9 protein-coding genes are annotated in these 12849 nt (G+C 65.3%); 6 read left to right on the top strand and 3 right to left on the bottom strand.

Features of this window, described 5'->3' with window-relative positions:
• Positions 1-35: 35 nt before the first annotated feature.
• Entirely contained in the window at positions 36-941 is a 906-nt protein-coding gene (locus EJ072_RS28200) for an allantoinase PuuE (RefSeq protein WP_126083774.1), read from the top strand.
• A gap of 48 nt (positions 942-989) precedes the next feature.
• Here EJ072_RS28200 and EJ072_RS28195 read toward each other — a convergent pair whose 3' ends face one another.
• The 3 genes from EJ072_RS28195 to EJ072_RS28185 form a co-directional block, all read right to left on the bottom strand.
• A complete protein-coding gene (locus EJ072_RS28195) occupies positions 990-3407 on the bottom strand; it encodes an FAD-dependent oxidoreductase (protein ID WP_126082273.1) in 2418 nt (805 codons plus the stop codon).
• 147 nt (positions 3408-3554) lie between these two features.
• Positions 3555-5210 carry an ABC transporter substrate-binding protein gene (locus EJ072_RS28190; protein ID WP_126082272.1) on the bottom strand — a complete coding sequence of 552 codons (1656 nt, stop codon included), beginning with the start codon at positions 5208-5210 and terminating at the stop codon, positions 3555-3557.
• A 233-nt stretch (positions 5211-5443) separates the two neighbouring features.
• On the bottom strand, positions 5444-6337 hold the full coding sequence (locus tag EJ072_RS28185) for a LysR substrate-binding domain-containing protein (protein ID WP_126082271.1): 894 nt from the start codon (positions 6335-6337) through the stop codon (positions 5444-5446).
• Positions 6338-6507: 170 nt separating this feature from the next.
• Between EJ072_RS28185 and EJ072_RS28180 the strand changes: the two genes are divergently transcribed.
• From EJ072_RS28180 to EJ072_RS28160, 5 genes are read left to right on the top strand one after another with little or no spacing between them, the layout of a single operon-like run.
• Positions 6508-7905, top strand: a complete 1398-nt coding sequence (locus tag EJ072_RS28180) for an MmgE/PrpD family protein (protein ID WP_245463320.1) — start codon at positions 6508-6510, stop codon at positions 7903-7905.
• A 7-nt stretch (positions 7906-7912) separates the two neighbouring features.
• A complete protein-coding gene (locus EJ072_RS28175; protein WP_126082270.1) occupies positions 7913-9154 on the top strand; it encodes an FAD-dependent oxidoreductase in 1242 nt (413 codons plus the stop codon).
• A 3-nt stretch (positions 9155-9157) separates the two neighbouring features.
• The gene (locus tag EJ072_RS28170; protein WP_126082269.1) at positions 9158-9424 is read left to right on the top strand and encodes a sarcosine oxidase subunit delta; all 267 of its coding nucleotides are present in this window, start codon (positions 9158-9160) and stop codon (positions 9422-9424) included.
• Positions 9421-12267: a 2Fe-2S iron-sulfur cluster-binding protein gene (locus EJ072_RS28165; protein ID WP_126082268.1), complete on the top strand. Its 2847-nt coding sequence runs from the start codon at positions 9421-9423 to the stop codon at positions 12265-12267. Before EJ072_RS28170 ends, EJ072_RS28165 begins: the two co-directional genes overlap by 4 nt.
• Positions 12268-12840 (top strand): hypothetical protein, encoded by a 573-nt coding sequence (locus EJ072_RS28160; RefSeq protein ID WP_126082267.1) that lies wholly within the window; start codon positions 12268-12270, stop codon positions 12838-12840. It begins immediately after the preceding gene.
• Positions 12841-12849: the final 9 nt, after the last annotated feature.

Here is a 12849-nt window from a genome sequence, read left to right as displayed (position 1 = left end):
TTCATCCGAGGGGATTTCAAGACGTGACGTCAGACATGCCGTATCTGCCCGCCCGCGATTTCATCGGTTATGGCGAGCGGCCTCCGCAGGCTGAGTGGCCGGGTGGCGCGAAACTGGCGCTCAACATTGTCGTCAATTACGAGGAAGGTGCCGAATACTCGATCGGCGAAGGTGACGGTGTTTCCGAAACGATCCTGTCCGACCTTGCCGTCGCGCCCGCCGTGCCCGGCCTGCGCAACCGCAACATGGAATCGCTTTACGAATACGGCTCGCGCGTCGGCGTCTGGCGGCTGATCTCGCTGTTCCGGGACAAGGGTGTCATTCCCACCTTCTACATCGTCGGACGCGCGCTGGAGCTAAACCCGGCCGCGGGCAAGGCGATCGCGGCACTCGGCAGCGACATCGTCTGCCATGGCTGGCGCTGGATCGACTACGCGCCGCTCAGCGAAGAGGAAGAGCGCCAGCACATCGCCATGACGGTGGACGCGGTCCGCACGATCACCGGCATCGATCCGCTCGGATGGTACACCGGCCGGCCAAGCCTCAACACCAGAAGGCTGGTCGTCGAGCATGGCGGCTTCCTGTTCGACTGCGACGACTACAATGACGACCTGCCCTATTTCGTCGATGTCGGCGGCAAGCGGCATCTGGTCGTGCCGCACAGCTTCGACAACAACGACAGCCGCTTTTCGCGCGGCTCCGGTCTGGAGACCGGCAGCCAGTTCTTCGACTATGTCAGCGACGGCGTCGACTGGCTGCTGAAAGAAGGCCAGAAGACACCGCGCATGATGACGGTGTCGCTGCATTGCCGGCTGGCTGCGCGTCCCGGCCGCATGATCGGCCTGGAGCGCTTCCTCGACAAGATCACCGCCAATCCCGATATCTGGGTCTGCCGCCGCTCCGACATCGCCCGCCATTGGCTGAGCCGCTTCGGCGACTGAGGCGGCCGGCGGCAATCGCCGCCTGGCGGTCTCAGGCGACGGCTGCCCCTACGACCGCAGCCGCTTGCCCTCCGGGTCGAAGGGCGGATGCGCCAGCAGCACCGCGTCATGCGGCCGGCCCAGAATGGCGACGGTCACCTTGTCGCCGGCCTTGGCGGTTCCGGCCTTGACGTAGCCCATCGCCAGCGACTGGTCGACGAAATAGCCATAGGCCCCCGACGACACCTGGCCGATCGGCGTGCCGTCCGGCAGGAAGATCGGCTCGCCGCCGGTGGCGTCGGCATCCTTGGCCGAGACGGAAAGCATGATAAGCTCGTCCCGCGCCGGCTTCTCGGCGACGGCGAGATAGGCGTCGCGATTGAGAAAGTCCTTGTCCGTCTTGATCAGGCGATCGAGCTTGACTTCCTGCGGCCAGTATTCCGGCGAGTACTCGCGGCTCCAGCTGCCGTAGCCCTTCTCGACGCGCAGCGACATCAGCGCCCGCGAGCCGACCGGCCCGGCGCCGACTTCCGCGCCCGCCTTGAGCAGCGCGCTGTAGAGCTCGACCTGGTCGGCAGCCTTGCAGTGCAGCTCCCAGCCGAGATCGCCGGTGAAGGAGACCCTGAGCGCCACGACATCGACGCCGGCCACGGTGATCTGACGCGAGCGCATGAAGGGGAAGGCCTCGTTCGACAGGTCGTCATTGGTGAGCCGCTGCAGCAATTCGCGCGATTTCGGTCCGGCGACATTGAAGCCGCCGAGCTCCTCGGTGCGCGAGCGGAAGGTTGTGCCTTCGGGCAGCGGCACCGATTTGAAGAAGCGCTGATGAAAACGCTCGGCCATGCCCGAGCCGATCACCATGAACTCGTCCTCCGCCAGTCTGGTCACGGTGAAGTCGCCGGCGATGCCGCCGCGCTTGCCGATCAGCGGCGTGAGGCAGGAGTTGCCGACCTTAGCCGGCATCCGGTTGGCGAAGAGCGCATTCAGCCAGGCTTCCGCGCCCGGGCCCTTCACTTCGTATTTGGCGAAATTGGAGATGTCGATGATGCCGGCATGCTCGCGCAGCATGCGCGCCTCGCGGCCGACCGGCCCCCACCAGTTCTGGCGCGTGAAGCCGACCGTCTCCTCGCGCGGCTCGCCTGCCGCGGCGAACCACAACGGATGCTCCCAGCCGAAATTGAGGCCGAACACGGCGCCCATTTCCTTCTGCATCTCATAGACCGGCCGGGTGCGCACCGGACGTCCGGCGGCGCGCTCCTCGTTCGGGAAATGGATCTTGAAGCGGTGGCTGTACTGGTCCTGCACCCGGGCTTTGGTGAAGGTCTTGCCCGCCCAGTGGCCGAAGCGCGCCATGTCCCAGCCGAACATGTCGAGCGTGGGCTCGCCCTCGATCATCCATTCGGCCGCGAGCTTGCCCATGCCGCCCGATTGCGAGAAGCCCGGGATGATGCCGTTGCAGCAGAAATAGTTGCTGAGCTCCGGAGCCGGCCCGAACAGAACCGCACTGTCCGGCGACCAGATCATCGGACCGTTGATCACCTTCTTGACGCCGGCGGTGGCCGCCGCGGGAACCCGCTGGACGGCGCGCATCATGTTTTCTTCGATGCGGTCGAGATCGTCGGGAAACAGCTCGTGGCCGAAATCCAGCGGCGTGCCTTCCTCGGCCCAGAACTTCATGTTGCGCTCATATGCGCCGATCAGCAGCCCCAGGCCCTCCTGGCGCAGATAATATTCGCCGTCGCGGTCGGCGACCGAAGGCAGGCGCCGGCCCATGGAGGCGATTTCGGGAATGGTCTCGGTGACGAAATACTGGTGCTCGGTCGGGATCAGCGGCAGTTGCAGCCCGGCCATGGCGGCGACCTCCCTGCCCCACAGGCCGGCGGCGTTGACCACCCATTGCGTGCGGATGTCGCCCTTCGGCGTGCGCACGATCCAGCTGCCGTCCGCTTGCGCCTCCGTCGCCGTGACCGGCGTGAAGCGATGGATTTCGGCGCCGCGCTGGCGCGCGCCCGCGGCATAGGCCGCCGTCACGCCGGACGGATCGACATTGCCGCCCTCCGGCTCGTACATGATGCAGCGAATGCCGCCGAAATCGACCAGCGGATGCAGCCGCTCCGCCTCGTCGCGGCCGACCTCGTAAAAATTCATCTTGTAGCGACGCGCCTTGGCTTCCTGGAGCCGCAACTGATGCTCGCGCGCCTCGGTCTGGGCGAGATAGAGCGAGCCCGGCTGGAAGATGCCGCAGCCCTGGTCGGTCTCGGCTTCCAGCTCCTTGTAGAGCGCCATCGTGTAGTGCTGCAGGCGGCTGATGTTGGTGGAATCATGCAGCCCGTGGATGTTGGCCGCCGCGTGCCAGGTCGAACCGGAGGTCAGCTCGCTGCGCTCCAGAAGCACGACATCCGTCCAGCCGAACTTGGCCAGATGATAAAGGATCGAGCAGCCGATCAGGCCGCCGCCAATGACAACGGCTTGTGCATGAGTACGCATAGTTGAGCTTTCTTCCCTTTGTTCGGCGACTTGCTTCGCGCTCTTTGGCAGCGCTTTGGGATTTCATTTAGCTGACTGATCGATCGCAGTCGCCGGTGAATTCAGGGGCGCGGATGCGCCCCTGAATATTGCATCGATCCGCCCGATCTAGGCCTTGTCCAGCCAGACCTTGTCCAGTTGCAGCTCGAAGGTCTGGTGCATGCCGAGGTTCTTCACATAGGTGGCATGGTGGCGGTAGAGCGAGCGCCAGAACGCCTGAACCAGAATGCCGGAGTCCTGCAGGATGAACTCCACCTCCTTCATCAGTTCCTTGCGCTTGGCCGGATCGGCGACGGCCATCGCCTCGTTGAGCTTCTTGTCGAACTCTGGATTGGCATAGCCGGACTCGTTCCACGCCTCGCCGCTGCGATAGGCGATCGCCAACACCTGCACGCCCAGCGGCCGCATGCCCCAGTCGGTGGTCGACCACGGATATTTCGTCCAGTCGTTCCAGAACGAAGAGCCCGGGATGATGGTGCGCTTGACCTTGAAGCCGGCGTCGCGCATCTGCGCGGCAACGACGTCGGCCGGGTCCTTCACATAATCCGCATCGTAGGAGATGAGCTCGAACTCGTGGTCCGTCTGGCCGGCCTCGGCCATCAGGGCCTTGGCCTTGGCCAGGTCGCGCGGAACCTTCGGCAGCTCGTAATATTCCGGATGGATCGGGCAGACATGGTGGTTTTCGGCGATCTGACCGAGACCGCTATAGCCGAGCTTCAGCACGGTCTCATTGTCGACCGCCAGTTGGATGGCGTTGCGGACGCGCTTGTCGTCGTAGGGCTTGTTGGTCACGTTGGTGCGCAGCACGATGGTGCCTGCGGTGACCACCTGCTCCTTGACCAGTCCCATGCTGTCATAGAGGTCGACGGTGCCGCCGACCGTCTGGTAGTTGCAGTCGATCTCGCCGGCCTCGAAGGCGCTGCCGATGGCGGGGTTCGAGGCGTCCGATCCGTAGTCGACCCAGTCGACACCGTCGAGATAGGGCTCGCCGCCGAACCAGGTGAAGTCCTTGCGCCGCCGCACCGAAGCGGATTCACCGACCTTGTAGGAGATCAGCTCATACGGACCGGTGCCGGGCGTCTTCAGCATGTCGGCGCCGTTCTTGTCGAAGTCGCGATGGACGATGACGGCCGGATAGTCGGAAAAGCCGGGGATGATGGTGACGTCAGACTGGCGGCATTTCAGCTTCACCGTATGGTCGTCGACCTTGGTGATCGCGCCGGCGGCGGCCTTCTTGGTGGCGGGATCGATCAGCGAGCTCATGCGGCCGGCCATCGAATTGCCTTCGGCCGTCTTATCGCACCAGCGTTCGATGTTGTAGACGATGTCGTCGGCATTGAAGTCGTCGCCGTTCGACCATTTCACCCCCTTGCGCAGATGCAGCGTGTATTCGGTGGCGTCGTCGCTTACCTCCCAGCTCTCGACCAGATGGCCCTCGAAGGTGAAGTCGGTGGTGTAGCGGATCATGTAGTCGTTGCACTGGCGCATGACATTGGCGATTTCCGACCAGTCCCAGGCGCGCGGATCCTTCATGTCCTTGATGATCATCTGCATCTTCAGGATGCCGCCCTTCTTGCCGGGCAACGGAGCGGCGGCCTTGGCCGGCTCGATCCCCGCCATCGAATAGGCGAGCGCCGTGGAAGCGCCCATCACGCTTGCCATGGCCAGGAACTCGCGGCGGTCCATCCCGCCCTTTTTGACTTCGGCTGCATAGCTTTCGATGACCGCCGGGACGCGGTCACCGTTGCTCTTGAACATTGTCATCGTTGTTCTCCGGTTCAGGGCTTTTTGCCCGTTGCATTCCCCTTGCGGCACGCATGTTAGGGGCGATGCAAAAATCCCGGAAGGGCTCGGCCCTTCACAAACCGCAGAAAACCGGCCGTTAAGGCCTAAAAAAACCACGCCATTGGCGCGCCAATTTTTTGAGGCTGAAACCGGTGCTGGAGCAATTCCAGGAAAAGTGTGTAACGGTTTTCCGTCCGGAATTGCGTCAATCTCTAAGGTCGGGCGGCGTCCTCCCTGGCCCTGGACAGGATCCATTCCCTGACCGTGCGGGCGATGTTTCCCTTCGAGAGCTGGCTCTCGGTCAGATAGTAATTCCAGGGGCTTGGCGGCCGCACCGGAAACGGCTCGACCAGCAGCCCGCGATGCATATAGGCGTGAGATAGAGAGCGTTGCGTGGCGACTAGGCCGGCGCCCATGGCAGCCAGTTCGAGCGCGATGTTGGAGGCGTTGGTCGACAGGCCCTTGTCGTGGTCCTCCATGTCGACGCCGAGCGCCTCGGTCACCACCTGCCAGTATTCCTGCCGGCCATGCACGAAGATCCAGTCCACCTTGAGCATGTCCTGCGGCGTCTTCAGCGCATGCTCGCCCTCGAGCATGCTCGGGGCACAGAGCAGGACCAGCTCGTCGTTCCAGAGCGGGATCGCCGAAGGCGGCCGGTCGTCGAAGCGCCGCGTCGAGATGGTGATGTCGGCGATCTGTTCGCTCAAGTCTTCCCAGATCGTGCCGTGCAGCACGATCTCGATCTCGGGATGCTTCTTGCGGAACGCGGCCATGCAGCCCGCCAGCCAGTTTTCCGCAAGGCTCATCGGACAGGAGACGACCACGGTTTTGTTTCGCGAGGACGCCACGATCGCTTCGGTCGCCTGGTCGATCTGGTCGAGCGCCTGGCGCAAGGTCGGCAGGAACGCCTCCCCCATCTCGGTCAGCTTCAGGCTGCGCGGATAGCGGATGAACAGCTGCCGGCCGATATAGTGTTCGAGCGCGCGCACATGCGTGCTGACCGCGGCTTGCGTATAACCCAGTTCCTTGGCAGCCGTGGTGAAGCTCAAATGGCGGGCAGAACTCTCGAACGAGCGGATATAGTTCAAGGGGGGTGGCGGCTTCATCCCGGTCTCCAGCTGCGTAATGTCCATAGCTATCGCATGGGCGACCGGCCGTTCAATCGCGAACAAGCGACATGGCATCAATATTTTTGGCCAAAGCCGCCAAACTAATCGCGTGCCTGCGCGATGAACCCAATTTAATGATGTTGTGAGAAGACAGGGGAGATAAGCGCGTGGCTGTGCCGTCGTACCGGCGTGAGGGGCCTGTCGTCAGTTCCGATACGTTCACGCGCCTTGCCGATTTCGTGCTGCGCCGTCCCGCTTGCGTCTTCCCCACAGCGGTGCTGGAACAGGCGCGTTACCTGCTGCTCGACACGCTCGGCATCGCCATCGCGGCAGGACCGATGGAAGCAGGCCGGATCGCCCGCGATGCCGCCGTGCTGCTCTACGGTTCCAACGATCCGCAATACTCGGCCCGCATGCTGTTCGATGGGCGGCGCGCCAGCATTGCCGGCGCGGCCTACGCAGTCGCCACGCAGACGGACAACCTTGACGGCCATGACGGCTACAGCCCCACCAAGGGCCATATCGGCGTCGCGGTCGTGCCGGCGCTTGCCGCGCTCGCGGAAGCAAGGCCCGACCTCACCGGGCCGGAGGCGCTGGCGTCGCTGGTCATCGGCTATGAAGTCGCCGGCCGGGCCGGCATCGCCCTGCATGCGACGGTGAGCGACTATCACACCTCCGGCGCCTGGAACGCCTTGGGCGTGGCGGCGGTCGCGGCGCGTCTGCGGCGGCTGGACGAAGCGCAATTGCGCGAGGCGCTCGGCATTGCCGAGTATCATGGCCCGCGCAGCCAGATGATGCGCGAGATCGCCACGCCGACCATGCTGCATGACGGCTCCGGCCCCGGCGCCCTCATCGGCCTTTCGGCGGCGGTGCTGGCCGAACGCGGCTTCACCGGAGCGCCGGCGATCACCGTCGAGGCGCCGGAGGTTGCGAGGCATTGGCAGGACCTCGGCGTGTTCTGGCAGTCATTGCATCAGTATGTGAAGCCTTATCCGATCTGCCGCTGGGCGCATGCGGCGATCGACGCGGTGCGTGGGCTCTGCCTGGCGCACAATCTCGGCGCCTCCGACATCGCCCATGTCCAGATCAACAGCTTCCATTATGCCGCCACCCTGTTCGACGGCATGCCGGACACGACCTCGAAGGCGCAGTACAGCCTGCGCTTCGCCGTCGCGACCTTCATCATCCACCGGCGCATCGGGCTCGAGCATATTTCCGGCGCCGGGCTCGCCGATCCGGCTGTCGCCGACATGCTCACCCGCATCAGCGTGACCGAGACAGAGCGCCACAGCGCCCGCTTCCCGGCCGGCCGCTGGGCCGACGTCATCATCACGACCAATGATGGACGCGTGCTGATGTCTGGCGACGTGCACGCGCGCGGCGGCCCCGAAGCGCCGATGTCGAAGCAGGACGTCGAGGCCAAATATATGGAGTTCGCCGCGCCCGTGCTCGGATCCGGCCGCGCCGCGGCGATCCGCGACGCGGTGCTTTCGCTCGACGACCGCGACAGCCGCTTCTCCGATCTCTCGGCGCTGCTCTACGATCCTCCCGAGGCCTCGAGCTGAGCCCGCAATGCCTCTTAGACTTCTGAAATATGGTCTCAGCAGGGACTATCCGGTCAGCGGCGACATCCCGGCAACGCCGGAGCTGAAGCCGGCCTACGACGTCGTCATCATCGGCGGCGGCGGACATGGACTGTCCTGCGCGCATCATCTTGCCAAATATCACGGCATAAAGAGCGTGGCGGTCCTGGAGAAGGGCTACCTCGCCGGCGGCAACACGGCGCGCAACACCACCACCATCCGCTCCAACTACATCACCCCGGAAGGCATCGCCTTCTACAAGGAGGGCGTCGAGCTGTTCGAGCGGCTGTCGCAAGAGCTCGACTTCAACGTCATGTTCTCGCAGCGCGGCCAGCTGACGCTTGCGCATACAGAGGCGACGATGCGCAGCTTCCATATGCGCGCCGAGATGGGCAAGCACATGGGCACGCGCACCGAGGTCGTCGACCAGAAGGGCGTCGAGGAGCTCTGTCCGCTGCTGAACATGGACTATGGCGGCCCGCTCGAAATCCTCGGCGGGCTCTGGCACGCCGACGGCGGAACGGCGCGCCACGACGCAGTCGCCTGGGGCTATGCCGCCCAGGCATCGCGGCGCGGAGTCGAGATCCATCAGCGCACCGAAGTGCAAGGCTTCGAGGTCATCGGCGACCGCGTCCAGGCCGTCAAGACGAACCGAGGCCGCGTCGCCTGCGGCCAGGTGCTGATCGCCACCGGCGGCATGAACTACGACGTGGCGCTGATGGCCGGCGTCGAGCTTCCGATCCGCTGCTACCCGCTACAGGCCATGGTGACCCAGCCGTTGAAACCCTGGCTGGACACGCTTGTCTCCTCGGTCTCGCTGCACACCTATCTGGTGCAATCCTCGCGCGGCGAGGTCGTCATCGGCGGCGGCTCCGACCCCTACCAGCTCTATTCGACGCGCTCGACGCTCGACATGAAGGAGCACCTCGCCGAAGGCGCCGTCCACCTCTTTCCTTTCCTGCAGGGCGTGCGGCTGCTGAGGCAATGGGCCGGCATCACCGACATGACGCCGGACTACAGCCCGATCATGGGGGCGAGTCCGCTCACCAATCTCTGGCTTGACTGCGGCTGGGGCACCTGGGGCTTCAAGGCGACTCCCGTCGCCGGCAAGCGCATGGCGCAGACGATCGCTGAGGGCCGCATGCCCGACATCCTGAAGCCATTTGCATTGGAGCGGTTCGAAACCTTCCGGCTGCTCAATGAAATGGGCGCGACCGCCGCGAGCCATTGATCCATGAAACTGCTCACCTGCCCCATGAACGGCCCGCGCAACATCGACGAGTTCCAGTCCTTCGGACCGATGCGCGCGCGACCCGATCCGAACGCAACCGCCGACAGGGACTGGTCGCGGCACCTGTTCCGGGCCGAAAACCGCAAGGGCATCGTGGTCGAATGGTGGCGGCACGTGCCGAGCAACTATTTCTTCCTGGCCGAGCGCGACCTGGTCAGCAACGAGATCATCCGCACCTTCGACGCCTCCGACCTGCGGGACCACGCATGAACCGGCTGCCCGCCCCCTTCGGAAGCCGGATCGACCGAAGCCGCCGCATCCGCTTCAGCTTCGAGGGCAAGCCTTTTGAAGGCTATGAAGGCGACAGCATCGCCAGCGCGCTCGCCGCGTCCGGCCAATGGGTGCTGTCGCGCTCGTTCAAATACCACCGTCCGCGCGGCATCCTGTCGATGACCGGAGCCGACGCCAACGCGCTGGTGCAACTCCCGTCCGAACCGAACGCCGCCGCCGAGCGCACGCCGATCAGCGAAGGGCTGCGGGTCAGCGCCCAGAACGTCAACGGCTCGCTCGAGCGCGACCGCGACGCCGTCATGGACAGGTTCGGCCGCTTCCTGCCGGTCGGCTTCTACTACCGCACCTTCATGGGCCCGCGCCGCGACAGCTGGCTGAAATTCTGGGAGCCGATGATCCGCCGCAAGGCGGGCCTCGGCGTGGTCGACACCAAGGCTCCGCACCGGCATTTCGACAAGACGCATCTGCATTGCGACGTGCTCGTCGTCGGCGCCGGCCCGACGGGACTGAGTGCCGCGATCGCCGCCGCCGAGGCCGGCGCCGACGTTGTGCTGTGCGACGAGAATCCCGAGGTCGGCGGCGTGCTGAGCTATGGCCGCTATGATCCGGCCGTCCTCTCCGGCCTGTCGTCACGGCTCGCATCGCTGCCCAATCTCAAGCTGCTGACCGGCACCGTCTGCAATGGCTGGTACGAGGACAATTGGCTGCCGCTGATCGAGGGCGATCGCCTCCATCGGACACGCGCCCGGGAGGTGATCCTCGCGACTGGAGCCATCGAGCAGCCGGCCGTCTTCCGAAACAACGACCTGCCGGGGATCATGCTCGGCGGAGCCGCGCAGCGCCTGATCCGCCACTATGGCGTGCGGCCTGGCGACAGTGCCGTGGTGCTGGCCGCCCATGACGACGGCTACCGGACGGCGCTCGATCTGCTGGACGCCAGCGTATCGGTCGTCGAGCTAGTCGATCCGAGACCTGCCGGCGCTACCAGTCCGCTGGAAGCTGAGCTCCGGGGCAAGGGCGTCGCCATCCGCAAAGGCGTAACCGTGGAGGCGGCGGAAGGCACGGCCGGCAACCGTCACCTCGCCCGCGTCCGTATCGGCGGAAGCTGGATCGCGTGCGACCTGCTGACGGTTTCGATCGGCAGCGCGCCGGCATGGCAATTGCCCTGCCAGGCTGGCGGCAAGGTCGGCTACGACGCCGCCACGCACATGATGACGATCACGCTTCCTCAAGGTCCCGTCCATCTCGCCGGCGCCGTTGCCGAGGAGGACGCCATCGCCAGCGGCCGGCGCGCGGCGGCTGCCGCGCTCTCGCGCCTCGGTCATGCGGTCACCGAAGAGCTTCCGGTAGCCAATCCAAAGAGCGCCCGGCCACGCTATGTGCAGCCGATCCTCGCCGATCCCAAGGGACGCGATTTTGTCGATTTCGACGAGGACCTGCAGGTCAAGGACCTCCAGAACGCCACCAAGGACGGCTATCGCGAGATCGAGCTGGTCAAGCGCTTCACCACTGTCGGCATGGGCCCGAGCCAGGGACGCCATTCGGCGCTGGCGACCGCCCGGATCGTCGCGGAGGCAACCGGCCGGACGGTCGGCGAGATCGGCATCACCACGGCGCGTCCTCCCGTGGGGCCGGAAACGCTCGGCGTGCTTGCCGGCCATCACGAAACGCTGGAGCGCCGCACGGCGCTGCATGCGCGGCACCTCGCGCTGAACGCCGCGATGAAGCCGGTCGGCGCATGGTGGCGGCCCTATTACTATGGTGACGCCAGCAGTGCTGACGAAGCCGTCCGCGAAGAAATCCTGGCGGTGCGCGAAGGCGTCGGCCTGCTCGACGTCTCGACGCTCGGCAAGCTGGAGATCCGCGGGCCGGACGCCGGCGAGTTCCTCGATCGCCTCTACACGATGGCGCATGCCAGCCAGCCTGTCGGCCGCGTGCGCTACTGCCTGATGCTCAACGAGATGGGCTCGGTGGTCGACGATGGCGTCGCCTACCGGATGGCGCAGGACCAGTTCTATGTGACGGCAACCACCGGCGCGGTGGCGCGCGTCTATGCCGACATGCTGTTCTGGAATGCCGAGTGGCGACTGAAGGTCGACGTGCTCAACCTCACCGGCGCCTTCTCAGGCCTCAACGTCACCGGACCCAAGGCGCGCCAGGTGCTCGAAACGCTGGAGAGCGACATCGATTTCAGCCGCGACGCCTTCCCCTATCTGAGCGGCCGCGAAGGCACGGTCGCCGGCGTGCCGGTGCGGGTGATGCGCATCGGCTTCACCGGCGAGCTCAGCTACGAATTGCATTGCCCCTCAAGCCTGGCGCCCAGCCTGTGGGACGCGGTGATGGCCGCGGGCAAGCCGCACGGCTTGCGCCCCTACGGCCTGGAGGCGTCGCGCATATTGCGCCTGGAGAAGGGCCACATCCTGATCGGCCAGGACACGGATGCGATCACCACGCCCGACGAATTAGGCTTCGGCTGGGCGGTTTCGAAGAAGAAGCCGTTCTTCGTCGGCAAGCGCTCCATCGAGATGCGCGCAAGGCTCGGCCAGACCCGCAAGCTGGTCGGGCTGCAATTCCCCGCCGGCGCCAGCAACATCCCCGGCGAAAGCTGCCTGGTGCTGCGCAATGGCGCTCCCGTCGGCCAGATCACCTCGGTCGGATATTCGCCATCGCTCGAGCGCCACATCGCGCTCGCCTATGTTCATGTCGACGACCAGGCGGAAGGCAGCCGCGTGACGGTGAAGTGCCGCAATGGCGAGCTGGTGGAGGCGCCGGTCGTCGACCACGCCTTCTTCGACCCGACCAATGCGCGGCAGGAGATGTAGATGGCCGCTAGCGTAGCAACTCGCATTTATCCTTTCATGCCCAGCGGCGCGGCGGACGGCACGACGCAGCTGATTTCCGGTGCGGTCGCGCTGAACGACCTTACCGCCAGCCCGCGCTTCGGCCTGAAAGGCGGCGGCAGCGCCGACTGGCTCGGCCAGCACGGCATTCCCATCCCCGGAGTCAACCGCATCGGCGAGCATCGCGGTATGAGGGTCCTTCGGCTCGGCAATGAGGACATCCTGCTCCTCGCGGAGGACGCCGCGGAAACTCTCGCCGATGTTAAAGCTATCTGGCAGGCCGCCCCGGCGCCGAAAGGCTACTCGTCATGGCGCGAGGAAGGCTGGGCATGGATGCGGCTTTCCGGCCCCCGCCTCGCCGAAGCGATGTGCAGTCTTTGCGCGCTGGACCTGAGATCGCAAAAATTCGGCGCCGATGATATCGCCCAGACCCGCGTCGGCCATATCGAGGCCGTGACGTTCCGTTCGCCGGCAGGTTTCGACATACTCTTCGACATCACGGCTTCGGCCTACTTCGCCCGCGCCGTTGCGGCGGTGGCCGGCCACACAGCATAGAGGATAGTC

Source organism: Mesorhizobium sp. M2A.F.Ca.ET.046.03.2.1 (assembly GCF_003952425.1).
GTDB lineage: Bacteria > Pseudomonadota > Alphaproteobacteria > Rhizobiales > Rhizobiaceae > Mesorhizobium.
This window is presented reverse-complemented; position numbering and strand designations above follow the sequence as displayed.